This is a genomic window from Sphingomonas kaistensis, assembly GCF_036884275.1.
In the GTDB taxonomy this organism is placed as follows: domain Bacteria; phylum Pseudomonadota; class Alphaproteobacteria; order Sphingomonadales; family Sphingomonadaceae; genus Sphingomicrobium; species Sphingomicrobium kaistense_A.
On sequence record NZ_CP145607.1, the window covers coordinates 1,708,698 to 1,723,457 of the forward strand.

Here is a 14,760-nt window from a genome sequence, read left to right on the forward strand (position 1 = left end):
CGCCGGGGCTATACAGCGTGGGCCCAAGTCGGCAAAAGCCCGCGTCATGGCAATCCGACGCAAGCCTCCGCATCCCGCGCGCGGGCTCATCATCTGGCTGATCATCCTGGCAATATTGGTGGCGTTCGCCGTGTGGCTGGCCGGCAGCGTCGAGGAAGTTCCGACCCGGCCGATCGAGGTGGACGTTGCCCGCCCGGCCTAACCGCCTGTTGCTGGGCGCGGCCTTCGGGCTGGTGGCGATCCCGGCGCTTGCGCTGGCGCAGCAGAGCCTGCTTCCGCCGGTCTTCAACGATCCTGCCCCCGCGCCCGAGCAGACCAATAGCCAGAGCAATGCGCAGGCGCCCGACAGCAGCGCCGCCGAAGCGAGCCGGCCGCAGCGACGCGCCGCCGCCGAAGGCTCGACCGTGGTGGAAAGCGAAAGCCTGACCCCGGAGGAACTGGCGGAGCTTCCCGCCCCGCCGCCGCCGGTCGAGATTCCCGACGCGTCGCGGCGCGATCCGCGGCGGGTGGGCGCAATCGATCCGCTCAACTGGGGCCTCGGCGATGCGCCGTGGGGCCGCGCCAACGGCAGCTTCCTTTCGGGGCTGATGCGCCGGCTCGACACACCGTTGCCGAGCCGCTGGCTGCATATCGCGCTGCGCAACGCCTTGCTGGCGCGCAGCGATGCGCCGCCCGAGGTCCATCCCGTCGACTGGGTCGCCGAACGGGCCTGGCTGCTGCTGCGGATGGGCGAGGCGGATGCCGCCGCCATGCTGGTCGCGGGCGTGGATGTGTCGGACTTTACCCCCAAGATGACCCAGGTCGCGGTGCAGAGCGCGCTGGCGTCGGCCGACCCCGGTGCCTTGTGCCCGCTGCGCGAGAATATGGCCAAGGTCGAAAAGCGCGTTCTTCCGCTGACCGACGCCATGTGTTCGGCGCTGACCGGCGAAGCGACCACGGCCGCCTCGCGGATCGAGCAGGCTCGGCGTCGCGGTCCGATCGTGGGCATCGATCATGTGCTGGCCGACAAGGTGGTCGGCGCAGGGGCCGATACGGGTCGCGCGGCGACGGTCGAATGGGATAATGTCGAGGCGCTGACCGCCTGGCGCTTCGGCCTGTCGGCGGCGACCGGCATGATGCCGCCCGCCAATCTCCTTAACCGGGCGCCGGCGCGGGTCCGGGCCTGGCAAGCGCGTGTCCCGATGCTGAGCGCCGAGCAACGGCTTCCCTCGGCGCGCATCGCGGCCGGGCTGGGCGTGTTCTCCTCCTCCGCGCTCGGCGACCTGTATTCGACCGTGTATGACGCCACCGATCCGTCCGATCTGGCCGGCACCGATGCGTGGCAACTGCGCCTCGCCTTTGCCGCGCGCGATCCGGCCGAGCGGCTGGCCGCGATGCGCCGTTTGTGGGGAACGGGCGACGATCAACTTCAGCGGCTGGCGGGCGAGGCCTTGCTGTCGCTCGCCGCGAGCCGGGTGCGGCCGTCGGCGGCGGTCGAGGCGGATGCCCCCAAGCTGATCGCCTCGCTGCTGGCAGGGGGCAACGATGCGGCTGCCGCGCGCTGGGCGCCCGTGCTGGGCGAGATCGAGAATGAAGCGGCGGCGGATCAGGCCTGGGCGCTGCTTGCGCTCGGCACCACTGCGCAAGTCGACGTTTCGGCGAGCCGGATCGAGGATTTCATCGACGCCGACACGAGCAAGGACAAGAGCCGGTCCAAGCTGCTGGTGGCGGGGCTGGCCGGGCTCGGGAAGATCGATTCGGAGACGGCAACCGCGCTCAACCGCAGCTATGGCCTCGGCCTTGGCAGGTCGAGCAGCTGGACGCGCTTCATGGTCGAGGCCGGAACGCGACGGCAGCCGGGCAGCGCCTTGCTGTTCGCCGCGGTCGGCATGCAAGCCACAACACCCGAGCGTATTCCGTCGGCCCACCTTTTCCAGGCGCTGAAGGCGATGCGGTCGGCGGGCCTCGAGAGCCAAGCCCGGCTGATCGCGGCAGAGATGTTGGCGCGGACCGCGCGAGGGCAGTGACCCCCGACGACCGCGCGCTGGTCGACCGTTTCGCCGATGCGCTGGCCGCCGAACGCGGGGCAGCGCGCAATACCTTGCTCGCCTATCGAAGCGACCTCGCCGCCGCGGCTGAGGTCATGGGTTGCCTCGGCGAGGCCGGCGCGGACGAGATCGGGTTGCTGGCCGAGGCATGGGCCGATTTGAGCGCCGCGACGCTTGCCCGGCGCTCGGCCGCGCTGCGCCGATTCTACGGATTTCTCGTCGAAGAGGGGTTGCGCGGAGACGACCCGTCGGCCGCCTTGCCGCGGCCGCGCACCGTGCGCCCCTTGCCGCGCATCCTTGAGCGGCACGAGGTCGACGCGATGTTCGCCGAGGCCGAAGCCCGCGCCGCCAGCGACGAACCGCTGCGGCTGCGCAATCTCGCGCTGCTGGAATTGCTCTACGGCTCGGGGCTGCGCGCGACCGAGCTGGTCAGCCTGCCCGCCGCCGCATTGGCCCGGCCCGAGCCCTTCTTGATCCTCGCCGGCAAGGGAGGCAAGGAACGGCTGGTGCCCATTTCGGAGCGGGCGCGCGTCGCCGTGGCCCGCTGGCGCGCGGTGATGCCGCCGGGCAAAGCGTGGCTGTTCCCGGGCGGGACCAGGCACATCAGCCGCGTGAGGCTGTTCCAGCTGGTCCGCGCGATGGCCGCCGACGCGGGGATCGCGCCCGACCGAGTCAGCCCGCACGTCCTGCGCCACGCCTTTGCCACACACCTGCTGGCCGGCGGCGCCGACCTGCGGGTGCTGCAAGCACTACTCGGCCACGCCGACATCGCGACCACGCAGATTTACACGCACGTCGATGCCGGGCGGCTGGTCGAGCTGGTCAACCGGGTGCATCCCCTGGCGCGGGCGACGCTTGCCAAGAATGGCAGTCCGGCCTAGCCCCGCGCCCGCTATGCTGACCTTTCTAGACTTCGAAAAGCCGATCGCCGAACTCGATTCCCGCGTGGCGGAACTGAAGGACACCGCGCGCGGCGGCGACCTCGATATCGACCATGAGATCGAACGGCTCGAAGCCAAGAGCGCGCGGATGCTCAAGGACACTTATTCGCATCTGACCCCGTGGCAGAAGACGCAGGTCGCGCGGCATCCCGAGCGGCCGCATTTTCGCGATTACGTCGCCGGTCTGGCAGACGAATTCGTGCCGCTGGCGGGTGACCGCGCTTTCGCCGACGATCAGGCGATCCTGGGCGGGTTGGCCCGGATCGACGGGCGCAAGGTGATGCTGATCGGGCATGAGAAAGGGTCGGACACCACCAGCCGACTCAAGCATAATTTCGGCATGGCCAAGCCCGAAGGCTATCGCAAGGCGATCCGGCTGATGGATCTTGCCGATCGCTTCGGCCTGCCGGTGATCAGCCTGGTCGACACGCCGGGCGCCTTTCCGGGGGTGCAAGCCGAAGAACGCGGGCAGGCCGAAGCGATTGCTCGTTCGACCGAGCGCGGGCTGGCGCTGGGCGTGCCCTCGATTGCCGCGGTGGTGGGCGAGGGCGGCTCGGGCGGCGCGATCGCGATCGCCGCCGCGAGCCGGGTACTGATGCTCGAGCATGCGGTATATTCAGTGATCAGCCCCGAAGGCTGCGCCTCGATCCTGTGGCGTACCGCCGACAAGGCCGCCGACGCCGCCGAGGCGATGCGCATCACCGCGGCGGATTTGCTGTCGCTCAAGGTGATCGATCGGATCGTCCCCGAGCCCTTGGGCGGCGCGCATCGGGCGCCGGCGGAGGCGATCGCCAATCTCAAGGTGGCGATCGTCGAAGAGCTGGACCTTCTCGCGGGCAAGAGCCCCGATCAGCTGCGCACGGCCCGCCGCGAGAAATTCCTCGCCATCGCATGACGTGACGCCTTGCGCGGTGCCCAAGGCCCCGCTAGAGGCCCGTCCCAGAGTGGGCGTGTAGCTCAGTGGTAGAGCACTGTGTTGACATCGCAGGGGTCGCAAGTTCAATCCTTGCCACGCCCACCAGTTTTTCCGTCAATCTCAGCAAGTTAAGGCCGGTCCGCTTGGCCGGCTGACTTCATCTGTCCGGTGCAACTCCGGTGAAGGTCTCCGCGCGGGCAATGGTAGAGGTGGTGGTCTCCTCGTGCCCGCGTTCGGGTAGGAGAGCGAAGAAGTTGACGGGCGAGTGGCTGGAGGTCTGGCACGCGTTGAGCAGGAGCTTACGTTTGAAACGACGCACCTGCTGACATTCGCGGCGACTTGCGCCCTTGCTGAAAGTGCCCGTCAGCACGACAAGAACGCGGCCAGTCTGATGGCCAGGAGAGTTCGAGCAACACTTCTCAACCGCTGAGAAGCAAACGCTTGCTCGATCGCGGTCCCTCTTTTGAGCAGGCTCGTGCGCGACAGCGCCGGTCATTGCGAAGGACGATTCAGCTGACTGCCGTCACCTTCTTCGCCTTTGGCTTCGACGCAGGCTTGGACGCAAGCACCTCTAGCGTCGCCTGTATGTTGCCTGGTTCGTTTTCGTCCGGCGGCAGCAAGGCCCCGTGTTCATCGATGTCGTCAGTGTCAAAGGCGCTGATCTCATTCGCCCGAATGGTTAGCGCCTGCCACTTTCGATCCTGCACCTGACCAGCCAAGGCCTTACGCTTGATCACATGGTAAGGGTTGTAAACGACGACGTACGAAAGGTCGCCAAGTGGTCCGCCTTTCGCGCCGATGAAGCCGAGGTTCGCGAGCCTTTGGACGCGGTCTTTCCAAGTTCTCAGGGCCCGCTGCCCTTCGAAGCCAGCGTGGAATGCCATCTCTTCCGGTCTGTTTAGGGTTACGAACCCTTCCTCGATCCGCATCCGAGACCACAGCTCAAGGTACGTTGATCCTACGGGAAAGCCCTTCCCAGATAGATCGTCCATGATGCTCATCATAAGAGGCATAAGCCGAGGCATTGCTACCCAGCCGCCACTGCTGGCGGACCAGAGCATCCTTGGGTCAAGGTCAGGCCAGAGCTGCTTTCTGGCATCCAATTGCCTTTGGAGGATGTCCCTCTTTTTTCTGCGAACCATGCAATTTCTCACTGATGGAGTGGCGGGCCCGGGTTTGGACGCCGGGCCCTTCGCTACTTGACCAAACCCCAGGAACCGCGAAGACCGGGGGTTAAGTTTGCATCCGAGTTTGGAGCTCGGAAGCTCGCTAAATGGCTTCAGCGATGGAGCATGAATACGCTTCCTCCCTGATCGAGTCGAATGCAGAGTATTGGTATCTGCGAATGAGCGCGCCACAAACGCCGTTAAGCCAAGACTTGAACTTGACTGATTCAGGCCAAGTCGGATTCCGAGTCAGCTCATTTGAGCCGCAGACCGATCGATAGGTGGCTGAATTTATTGAGGTCTTCGGCCACCTGCGGGTATCGCGGTTTCCTAGTCTCCGCTGTCTCGCTGTTTCACCCGTCTCGTGGTCTGCGGGGGAGCCCAGAGGGGGGCTGAGACACCACTGAGTGGTCACTTGCGAACTCTCGCTCGGTAGCCGGTTCTACCGAAGTAATCGGCATGATTGTCGGAACCTGACGTACGAGTGTGGCATCCTCGTGCTTAAATCCCAGCGATCTGCCGGGATCGGCAGATCCCGCCGACGTCCACAAGAATTAGGGATGGCCTAGTCCGCGAGACCGGCTAGTCTGCGCCCGGGCAAAGGGGGCGGACCGGCTTCGGGAAAGCGGTTCGGGCAGGCATGAGATCGGACGCGCCGAAATCAGCATATGAAATGATCCTGGCGTGGGCTCCGAGCCGGCCCTTGTGGCAGCAGGATGCGCTAAAGCGGATCGTGGCCAACGGTAAGCTGGACCCCTGCGACATCGACGCGCTGGTTCAGTTGTGCTTGCGAGGCCAAGGCAAGAAGGACGTGGCGCTTGAGCCGGTGCCGCTTTCGTCGGCCGACCGCCTGGTACGCGTAACCGCAGGCGGTGCGCTTTCCCTTCGCTCGATCAGCAACGTGACTCGGGCCAACCGCCTGGCTCCTGAACAGACGCTGCCCTTCGAGCCGGCGGGCCTCACCGTAATCTATGGCGACAACGGGGTCGGGAAGTCAGGTTACGCACGAATTCTGAAGCGTGCCTGTCGCGCCCGCTTCAGCGCGGCCATCCTGCCGGACGCATTCGCTCCGGCAGAAGCCGGGCCCGCGAGTGCGACAATCTGTTGGGCAGATGAGGGCGTCGAGTGTCCGCCGATCGAGTGGAGCGATGAGGGTGCGCCTCACCCCGTTCTTTGTGCGATCAGCGTGTTCGATCGAGATTCTGCCGCCGTCCACGTCCGTGATCAGAATGAGGTCGCGTTCCGGCCGTTCGGCCTGGACATCCCGGATGAGCTCGCGGCGGCATGTCAGGCCGTGAAGGAGAAGCTCTCTCAGGAGCAGGAGCGCCTATCGAGAGCGCAAGATCAAATCTTCACGCGACCGCCGTATAGCACTCAGTCGTGCGTCGGGCGCATTATGAGCTCGCTGACCGCCGACTCTGATCTCGAGGCCCTGAGAGTTCTGGCAACGATGTCCGCCCAGGAGCTCGAACGACTTGAGCGACTCTCTGAGGACCTTGCTGGAGACCCCCTCAAGGCCGCTACGGCGGAGCGGACTTGGGCAAGCTCGCTGGAGCGCTTCGCGACAGAGCTTGATGTGACCTTGGCCAGGACGAGCGAGGTCGCCGTAAGCGCTTTGATGGAGGCGGTTGTCGATGCTCAAGACAAGCGGAAGGCCGCCCAATTGGCTGCTGGCGCCGCATTCGGTGCAGCCGTTGTCCGAGGTGTTGGGGAAGCGCCATGGCGGGCCCTGTGGGATGCGGCCCGGCGATACTCACAGGAGAGCGCCTATCCAGACAAAGCCTTCCCTGTCGTAGACGCAGATGCCGCATGCCTGCTGTGTCAGCAGCCGATTGATCCGGCAACACGCATCCGTCTCACTTCGTTCGAGGCATTCGTCACAGACGACATCGAAAGGCAGGCGCAGCAGGCGGAGAAGCGGCGTGATACCTTGGTTGGCGCGCTAGCGGCGTCACCTGTTCGGCTCACGGCTTTCCCACTGGTCGGGCAACTGGCCATTCGAGTTCCCGACGTCTGGAAGACGGTTTTGCGTAGCCTTGCTGCCTCCCGCGTCAGGAGATCGCGGGCGCTTACACTGTTGTCGGATCAGGACATCGCGAAGCTGCCGCATCCGACTTCTTCGCCCGTCGATGTCCTGCGTGGGCTTGCCGCCAGGGCTCGGCATTACGCTGACGAACTCACGCGAGCTGCAGATCCCCAGGAGCGCGCAAGGCTGGAGAGTGCGAGGGACGAACTCCGTGACCGGAAGTCGCTGCGGGATCTCCTTCCAAAAGCCGAAGCCGAGATCGCCCGCCTGAGGGAGCTTGCCTGCATCCACAGGTCTCTCGCGGAGACCGACACGAAGTCGGTAACGAGGCTCGGCAATGCCATCGCCGATGAGGTCATTACGCCGCGCGTGAGAGATCGCTTCCAAGAGGAGATCCAGAAGCTCGCTGCAGGCAGGGTTCGGGTCGACATCGTGCGATCCGGCGGGCGGTTCGGCTCACCTCAATATCAGGTTCGGCTGTTCGCCAACGAGAAGGCGAAAGTTCACTCCATCCTCAGCGAAGGGGAGCAGACCTGCGTAGCGCTCGCAGCGTTCCTCACCGAGCTCACCACCGCCGACCGACCCTCCGCGCTTGTTTTTGACGATCCCGTCTCCTCACTCGACCATCGCTGGCGCCAGAAGGTCGCGGAGCGCCTCATCGAAGAGGCTCGGACGAGGCAGATCATCGTCTTCACCCACGACCTCGTCTTCCTGAGCGATCTTCAGACGCTGGCCTCTCGCGGGGGCATTCCTCACAAGGAAGTCTCGCTCAGTCAGTCGGCCCGTGGGGCCGGCGTCGTGCGGGAAGGCCTGCCTTGGGTTGGACAGCGGATCCCTGAACGCTTGGACAATCTCGAGAAGGAAGCGCGAGCCGCTCGCATTCTGTACGAGAACCATGACGAGGATGGTTACGCGGCTGCAGTCGCCACATTCTATAATCATCTGCGCAGCACGTGGGAGCGCGCCCTTGAAGACGTGGCGTTCTGCAACGTGGTCCACCGACACCGGGACTACATCAACCCAAAGGACCTGAAGAAGGTGGTCGTGTTGGAGGGCGCAGACATCGCCGGATGGGAGCGCGGATACAAGGTTTGCTGCGACATCACGGATGCCCACGATCCGTCGCGAGGGCGCAACGCCGCATGCCCGCCACCGGACGATCTCCTAGCCCACGTGGCGGATCTTACGGAATGGACCCGCTCGCTTCGAGACCGTCAAAAGTTGGTCGCATGATGCTCGACTTGCATAAGGGAGGCATGGCGGTACCGCAGGGAATGCGCTCTCTAGGCGGCTAATCCGCGTCCGCCGATCGCCTCCAGATCACTCCAGCCGAGCGGTCGCAAGCTTGGCAATCCGCGCCTCCTGGAGCTTGACCAAGGCCTCACTCTCCTTCGGGGTCCAGTCGGCCACACTGGCATTGAGGTTGAACCAGGGAAGTCGCTCACAGCGTCGGCGGAATTGTACGGGCAAGCGCCGTTCGCACCAGGGGTTTTCCAGCAAGAAGCTTCCACCATCCGTCGCAACGATTACGGCCGTCACACGGCTCTTGCGTTCGCCACGCTGCCGAAAGCGGCCATCGTGCCCCATGAGAACCTTGCGAGGGCTGCCTTCTTCCAAGATCGGGGCGCCCTTCCAGCCATAGAAAGCGTACCAGATCGCTCCCGAGGTCAGCCCCATGTGCCCAGAGATCAGCGGATGCGCTTGCTCAAGCAGCGTGTGGGTCATGGCGCCGAAGTGGCAAAGGTCGAGCCAGAGAACGAAGGGCAAGTCTCGTTGCTGCTGGTGCTCGCTTGATTTCACCGCGCACAGCTTGCTGATCACGTTGGCCTGAACGGAGTCATGTGGCTTTGCAGGATCCGGTGAACCACCGGGATGGGAGACCGAGGTGGTTGAAGTGATGACCCGGTCTCCGAATCGGGTTGACCTACGCTCCACCCCTGCTGGTGTCTCGCCTGCCGCGATCGCACGACGGCGCGCAGTCTGATCACCATCCTCATGCTTGGCATGCACTTCGACAATCACCGGTCCGTCACCAGCATCGACCTCGAAATCGGCCGTAGCACCGCGTCCCTTGCCGGCAACGATGGGCCGAACAGCCATACCAGCTTCCATCAGCCCTCCGAGTGCACGCAACTCGGCCAGTGCTGCAGCAGCATCAGTGTAATCGCTGATGGCGACGGCTCGGTCGATCATCGTCTGCACTGACGCGCGCGGCTGCGGTTCGGTCGCAATCACGCGCGCCATCTGATCGACGAGGTGGTGCATCGGCCGTTTGTCGGTGCCGAAAAGGATGGGCCAGGCTGGGTGGCGTTGATCGCCATCAAGATCAGCGTTGCGAATTGCAACGATCTGAGTGTCGGAGAGGAGGGAAGAAAAGTTCATAGCGCAGCAGCCTACAGGTGAGGGAGGCGGGTCCATGGCTATCAATTAGGACAGCTGGGTGAACTCCCGGGGAGCGCGCAAAGATGGCTCGGCCCAGCGCTGGGGGTTGGTCACTGCTGCGCTGTCCGCGGCAGTTGCGGCATCGAACCACCAACAAGGTGAGATTGGTGGGTCCAACGAGTTGCGGGGGGCTCAGGCGTGCTCAATGCCGCGTTCGTCAAGAAGCGCCCTTAGTTTGTCCTGGGCGGTGCCGCGCCCACTCCCAAGGAACTCATTCACAGACCGAATGAACGGCTTACCAACTTCCATGTCGCCGCGACCAGGGCCAGCCGAAAACTCGGTCTCTACGTGCACCTCGCCGTCCTTGCCCAAGCAAAGGAAGTGCCACGTCTCATCGTGGTTTCCCTTCTCATGATAATAGAAGCGGATCCGCTCAGCCATTCGATAACCTCCGTGCTCAGCACTTGGTACATAGTCGGCGTGGGCGCAACTGCGACACGTCGCCGCTCGGTTTGCCTGAACCAGGTGATCAATTCGACGAGATCCAACCAACGCTCCCGATCTTGCTCACTGCGCCCACATGCCCGACTAGAGCCGATGCTTGAGATCAAACTCGAAGAATCAGCGTTGCGACCGCTCGACGGAACCCTGCAAGTAAGAGTTTTCCAGGACCGAGCGGAGCGGGACGTTCTCGGTGATCGGGACGCTCTGCGTCGCGCGCAGCAAGTCGACGATGTCACCGAGTCCGAAGTGCAGACATTTGAGGAACGATTGAGGCTCACTCGCGAAGGCGAGTTGGCGGTGATGTCATTTCACCGCGGCGTGCAACGCAATCGCGAAGCCTTGAAACGGGCGGCTTCAGACCGGTCGATCGTGACGCTCGGAGGCATCAGCCCGGAGGCTCACAATCTGACGATCATCGCAAGCGGCGGAAGGGTCTACGAGCAGGCTAAGACGTCGCTTTCGTCGGAAGACGGCGACGACGGCGTTATCGCTGGTCGCGTCCTCCACGTCTTTCACAACGAGGACGAACCGGAGGCGGTGCGCTGGGCCGTGGTGAACTGCCACGAATACACGCACGCTGACATAATGAAGATCCTGCTGGAGCGGCGGATCGAACTTCTTGTCGTCGTGACTTTCAACGCTGCTACCCAACTCTATTGGGAGTACGCCATTGCCGACGTCCACCGCCTGTTTTGCTTCATAATCGTCGTAAACGTCGCCGAACTGGGCGGGTCAGCCGCGTTTGCGCCTTTCCGACACTTGGGGAACCAACGCAACGCTACGTTGCGGACCGCCGGGCAGCTATTCTCCACCCGGGGACCATTCGAAACCACGGCCACGGTCAATCTGGACATCGCCGAGCTCCGCCGCCTTCGTCAGCTATACGGCGATGAGGGCTTGTCAGGTCCGAAGGCGATGCGCAGCGCCAAATACTTGCCGCTAGCGCCGTCCGAACACTTCATGCACACCTACGATCGTGAAGCAGGATCACCAGCCGTCGACGAGGTGGTGGACGTTTCGCTTGAATGGAACGGTGACGATCCGACCGTGGCAATTGTCCAGCTCAATTCCGTTCCAGCCGACCAATACGTTGCCTGCCGTTACCGGCTGGACCAGCTCGCGGATACCTACAAGCTGGCGCGTTTCGAGGAAGGCTTGAAGCTTCATCTTTCATTCCTCGAGCAGCGTTTACCGGTTGGAGCGAACGGCCGGAAGGTGTTGGATTTCCTGGTACTGCCGGAGGTCTTCGTCTCGCGCAGGTTCGCAGAGCAGGAGCTAGTATCCTTCTGTGAGAGGACGAACGCAGTGGCCATCTGCGGAGTAGACTATCCGGGGAGTACGGACGAGGAAAACCGCAACTCGGCCTGGATCATGACAGGCCGGGGAAGGATCGCCGAATACGACAAAGTCACGCGGTCGCAGTACGATGCGCTCGCCGATGAGGTCGGCGGACGCATGCCCTTGATGCGAGGAAGGAAGCTCTACCGATTCACGAACTCAAACGCCGATGCCTTCGGCGTGCTGATTTGTTACGACTTCAGCCACTTCGATCTTGTCCATCGGATCAACATGGAAGGGCGCGAAACTCCATTAGACGCGCTGTTCGTTATCGCCCACAATCCGTTCGGCGAACTATACAGGACGTGCTGCATTGCCGACTCCCACCGCTTCTACCAGCACGTGATTCTCAGCAACGTCGCCCCGTTCGGTGGTAGCGGCATCCTTGCGCCGATCCGCACTGAGGGCGCTAGGCAGACGCTGGTGAACTTAGGAATCCGCAACGAGACGATCTCGCTGACCCGTCTCGAACTGAGCGAGCAGCGTGCCGCGCGCGCCATGGACGATACAGCGATTCACGAGCAGGCGAAGACGTCCGGCATCATGATGCGTCGGCCGGGCATCTATTCGCGCCGACTCTGTTGACGACCGCGCAGAGCGCTGCGCAAGGATCACCAGTTCCGTTCAAGGCTTCCGCTGACCCGCCCTTTAAGAAAGAGTATGGTGGTGAGCCTAGCTGATCGCCCCGCCTATGCGTTCAGATGTTTTGTGATGCCGTATTCTCCTTCTTGCTTGGTTCGAAACTGAACGCTCCAGGCACGACTGCCTCGATTTCGTCGATGATCTTCTCGATCTCCGCCTTGGCAGCCGCGCAGTAGGAAGGGTCGGATGGGGCGTAGATGTCCGACACCGAGTCGAACTTGCTGTGGCCCAAGACCAGTTCCACATCGACCCAATTCTCCTTCGGCAGGCGATCGCGGAGGAGCTTGGCCATGGATCGGCGAATGAGTTTCATGCCGCTCTCTCCATCTTTGGGTAACGTCAACTCGGCCGCCATATTGCGCCAAGCTGCGCGCACGCTTGCGACGGGGACGAAGAAGCCCTTGGTGGCATCGAGCCAAGGTGCCACCTGCTTTGCGATGGGCAGGGTGGGGCGGTACTTCTTCGTCTGGCGGCGCCCTTTGGGATTGAGGTTCAGCACGCGAAGGTTCGAATGCCATTGCCCACGCTCCGGCGCCGTGGAGACGTCGAGCGCGGCGTCTGGGCGGGCGAGCGTGGCAACGGAGATGATGAGGAAACGATGAAGCGGCTTACGGCGCTCCTTGCGATCAGGGTTCGTGGCGTAAGCAAACATCTCGGCCAGCTGCGCCACGCTGGAGCGATGGGTAGGCGTCCGATTGACTTCCTTCGTCGGAATGGGGCGGAACAGCGCTCCCTTGCCCGTGCGCCGAAAATCGTAGGCGTGGTTAATTACCGCAGCAAGCTGTAGGACGCTGTTCTCTACCGTGGAGAGTGACCTCTCCTTCTGCTTGCCCGTAGGTGTGACGATCGGCTGCTTCGCGGCCCACTGCCGAAAGCCCTCGACCCAGTCATCGTCCACGTCACTACACCGAACGTCACCCGGCAAGGTGGAGAGATAGTTGACGACATGAGCGAGACGGGCCTTGATTGCGGAAGCCGAGGCCTTCTTGTCGAGTTCCGTCGTGAGGTAATTCGCGATCGCGTCTGCGAGGAAGAGAGCCTCCGCCGCTCTGGGCATGTGCTGACCGCATGTCGGGCAGACAATCTCGCCGCGAGTTACCTTCAGATAGTGTGCATCAAGCTTCAGCTTCCCTGCTTCAATGTCGCTTGTGCCCGTTGAAGTGCTGACAGTCCGGCGTCGCTTCGGGTCGTAGGTGACGATGGCCAGGTAGGGGGAGCGGAGCGTACCATCCGTCTTTCGGTCCCAACGGAGGACGAATTCGCCTCTGCGATAGATATCTGTTTTGTTACTCGGCACCGCGCCTGTTCCTCTAGAATCTTTCCAGCCGCTGCGCGGAGCGTGCCGTAGGCACCAGTGGCCGCGAGAACGGCCATTTCTTCACCACTCAGCTTCATCCCGCGCTGCTGGTCCAGTGCGCGCGCCATGCGCCGGTCGAGGTCGATGATGGCCGCTTCGGGAGTGGGCGGCGCGATGGGGGTCATCTCGCTCATGGGGCATCTTCTTGCTTGATCTGGATGAGCCCGCCGGGCTGTAGGCCGCCGGGTCTCGTTAGCGGCTATGTGGCAGTCGCAGCGTAGGACTGCTTACGCGGCGTTGGACTTGCTCTTCATGTGCTTGCGGAGGGAGGCGCTAAGTTCACCCTTCCACAGCCGGTGGGCTTCAACGAGGTCATCCCGCACACTGGGATCGAGTGCGGTTTTCAAGGCGGTGTCTGCCTTAGCGATCACCGCAGTTGCATTGATCGCCGCAAAATGCGGACCGAGGGCCACCTTCTCCTCGAGGGATTCACCCGGCCCGAGACCATAGACGTTGAACGTTCCGTTCGAGACGGACTCATCTCCAGGCAGAGCTTCGTCGGGCTGAAAGACCCAATAGAAGGTCAACTGCAACTGGTCCGACGCGTTCTGGAACGCGATGTCGATCGGGGCGCAAGCGAGCGCCCAATGAGCCTGGACGACCTTGATGGCCGAGCCGAGCGACAGGCCGATCCGCTGCAGATGCAGCAGCATGAAGATCTGACAGAACTGCTCGTACGTGTACCCGCCACGGTATCCCCGACCGGCATTGATCCCGGCCGGGAACCCAGTCCGGCCGATGAATGCCAGACGAGCCTCAAGCTTCTTCCGTTCGGCAGGCGCGAGACCCAGCGACGCCAGCAGAGCCGTCACCGTGGCCGCCTTACTAACCCGTAACGCCATTTCATTCTCCCCTTGATCACATCTAACTTATGAGCGATGTCATATGTTGTAAAGAGGAGAGCGTCATGAAGATTTGGTTCAATAGCGAAGGGGAAGATTTGGAATCCGCATTGGATCTTCCCGCAGATGCGGTAGCGGACATCCTCATCGCCTTGGCTGCCCAGCAGCACGGGGCAGAACTGACCAAGCTCGTTGCACGTGTGCGGACGCTCCAGGAACAGGTTGCCGGCTTGCGGCGGGGGCCAACATCGGACGACGGCCGCCGGCGGCTGCAGCACCCGGCGCTAAAGACCACCTACCCGGAGCTGGCTGTCCGCGCTCTTCAAGCCGCCGCGATGAAGGGACGCGAAGAACTAGAGCATCTCTTGATCAACGCGATCCGTGTCAGCTTGAAGTTGAAGACGAATGAGGAGGAACTGGCGGAGCACCGGGCCTTGCAGGAGCAGGCGCTGCTGAAGCATTCCACCAAGGCAGACGTCGGCCTTTATCCGGCTGCTGCAGCTGCGGTGAACCGGCTCTACAGCGATCACGGGATTACGCACCATCATTGGGCAGCAGTATCGCCCGAGCGACTTCGCCGGATTGCGGGCATCCTCGTAGAGCTTGACGGTCAGTAAGC

Annotated in this window: 12 protein-coding genes and 1 tRNA gene; 8 read left to right on the forward strand and 5 right to left on the reverse strand. The window is 63.2% G+C overall.

Going from position 1 to position 14,760, the window contains the following annotated elements; translation table 11 throughout:
* The first annotated feature begins 46 nt into the window (after window positions 1-46).
* The 5 genes from V6R86_RS08365 (at window position 47) to V6R86_RS08385 (ending at window position 3,989) form a co-directional block, all read left to right on the forward strand.
* The gene (locus V6R86_RS08365) at window positions 47-202 is read left to right on the forward strand and encodes a hypothetical protein (protein ID WP_338503658.1); all 156 of its coding nucleotides are present in this window, start codon (window positions 47-49) and stop codon (window positions 200-202) included.
* On the forward strand, window positions 186-2,006 hold the full coding sequence (locus V6R86_RS08370; protein WP_338503660.1) for a hypothetical protein: 1,821 nt from the start codon (window positions 186-188) through the stop codon (window positions 2,004-2,006). Before V6R86_RS08365 ends, V6R86_RS08370 begins: the two co-directional genes overlap by 17 nt.
* Window positions 2,003-2,908: a tyrosine recombinase gene (locus tag V6R86_RS08375; protein WP_338503663.1), complete on the forward strand. Its 906-nt coding sequence runs from the start codon at window positions 2,003-2,005 to the stop codon at window positions 2,906-2,908. Before V6R86_RS08370 ends, V6R86_RS08375 begins: the two co-directional genes overlap by 4 nt.
* A 13-nt stretch (window positions 2,909-2,921) precedes the next feature.
* A complete protein-coding gene (locus V6R86_RS08380) occupies window positions 2,922-3,863 on the forward strand; it encodes an acetyl-CoA carboxylase carboxyltransferase subunit alpha (protein ID WP_338503665.1) in 942 nt (313 codons plus the stop codon).
* A 51-nt stretch (window positions 3,864-3,914) separates the two neighbouring features.
* Window positions 3,915-3,989, forward strand: a tRNA-Val gene (locus V6R86_RS08385).
* A 404-nt stretch (window positions 3,990-4,393) separates the two neighbouring features.
* Here the strand turns inward: V6R86_RS08385 and V6R86_RS08390 are convergent.
* The gene (locus tag V6R86_RS08390) at window positions 4,394-4,885 is read right to left on the reverse strand and encodes a hypothetical protein (RefSeq protein ID WP_338503667.1); all 492 of its coding nucleotides are present in this window, start codon (window positions 4,883-4,885) and stop codon (window positions 4,394-4,396) included.
* An 838-nt stretch (window positions 4,886-5,723) separates the two neighbouring features.
* Here V6R86_RS08390 and V6R86_RS08395 point away from each other — a divergent pair.
* A complete protein-coding gene (locus V6R86_RS08395) occupies window positions 5,724-8,309 on the forward strand; it encodes an AAA family ATPase (protein ID WP_338503669.1) in 2,586 nt (861 codons plus the stop codon).
* 87 nt (window positions 8,310-8,396) lie between these two features.
* On the opposite strand, the gene V6R86_RS08400 is transcribed toward V6R86_RS08395, so the two are convergent.
* Window positions 8,397-9,458, reverse strand: coding sequence for a hypothetical protein (locus tag V6R86_RS08400; protein WP_338503671.1), 1,062 nt, complete (start codon window positions 9,456-9,458; stop codon window positions 8,397-8,399).
* Between the two features lie 192 nt (window positions 9,459-9,650).
* On the reverse strand, window positions 9,651-9,899 hold the full coding sequence (locus tag V6R86_RS08405; RefSeq protein ID WP_338503672.1) for a hypothetical protein: 249 nt from the start codon (window positions 9,897-9,899) through the stop codon (window positions 9,651-9,653).
* A gap of 156 nt (window positions 9,900-10,055) precedes the next feature.
* On the opposite strand from V6R86_RS08405, the gene V6R86_RS08410 reads away from it, so the two are divergent.
* Window positions 10,056-11,885, forward strand: a complete 1,830-nt coding sequence (locus V6R86_RS08410; protein WP_338503674.1) for a hypothetical protein — start codon at window positions 10,056-10,058, stop codon at window positions 11,883-11,885.
* A 112-nt stretch (window positions 11,886-11,997) separates the two neighbouring features.
* Here the strand turns inward: V6R86_RS08410 and V6R86_RS08415 are convergent, their stop codons facing one another.
* The gene (locus V6R86_RS08415; RefSeq protein ID WP_338503676.1) at window positions 11,998-13,239 is read right to left on the reverse strand and encodes a phage integrase SAM-like domain-containing protein; all 1,242 of its coding nucleotides are present in this window, start codon (window positions 13,237-13,239) and stop codon (window positions 11,998-12,000) included.
* A gap of 287 nt (window positions 13,240-13,526) precedes the next feature.
* On the reverse strand, window positions 13,527-14,111 hold the full coding sequence (locus tag V6R86_RS08420; RefSeq protein WP_338503678.1) for a hypothetical protein: 585 nt from the start codon (window positions 14,109-14,111) through the stop codon (window positions 13,527-13,529).
* Between the two features lie 95 nt (window positions 14,112-14,206).
* Between V6R86_RS08420 and V6R86_RS08425 the strand changes: the two genes are divergently transcribed.
* Window positions 14,207-14,758: a hypothetical protein gene (locus V6R86_RS08425; RefSeq protein ID WP_338503680.1), complete on the forward strand. Its 552-nt coding sequence runs from the start codon at window positions 14,207-14,209 to the stop codon at window positions 14,756-14,758.
* The last annotated feature ends 2 nt before the right edge of the window (window positions 14,759-14,760 follow it).

Bases quoted from the DNA above. Each gene is read 5' to 3' on its own strand.
- V6R86_RS08400 (WP_338503671.1), bottom strand. From the start codon at position 9,458: ATGAACTTTTCTTCCCTCCTCTCCGACACTCAGATCGTTGCAATTCGC.
- V6R86_RS08405 (WP_338503672.1), bottom strand. From the start codon at position 9,899: ATGGCTGAGCGGATCCGCTTCTATTATCATGAGAAGGGAAACCACGAT.
- V6R86_RS08365 (WP_338503658.1), top strand. From the start codon at position 47: ATGGCAATCCGACGCAAGCCTCCGCATCCCGCGCGCGGGCTCATCATC.
- V6R86_RS08425 (WP_338503680.1), top strand. From the start codon at position 14,207: ATGAAGATTTGGTTCAATAGCGAAGGGGAAGATTTGGAATCCGCATTG.
- V6R86_RS08380 (WP_338503665.1), top strand. From the start codon at position 2,922: ATGCTGACCTTTCTAGACTTCGAAAAGCCGATCGCCGAACTCGATTCC.
- V6R86_RS08410 (WP_338503674.1), top strand. From the start codon at position 10,056: ATGCTTGAGATCAAACTCGAAGAATCAGCGTTGCGACCGCTCGACGGA.
- V6R86_RS08390 (WP_338503667.1), bottom strand. From the start codon at position 4,885: ATGAGCATCATGGACGATCTATCTGGGAAGGGCTTTCCCGTAGGATCA.
- V6R86_RS08395 (WP_338503669.1), top strand. From the start codon at position 5,724: ATGATCCTGGCGTGGGCTCCGAGCCGGCCCTTGTGGCAGCAGGATGCG.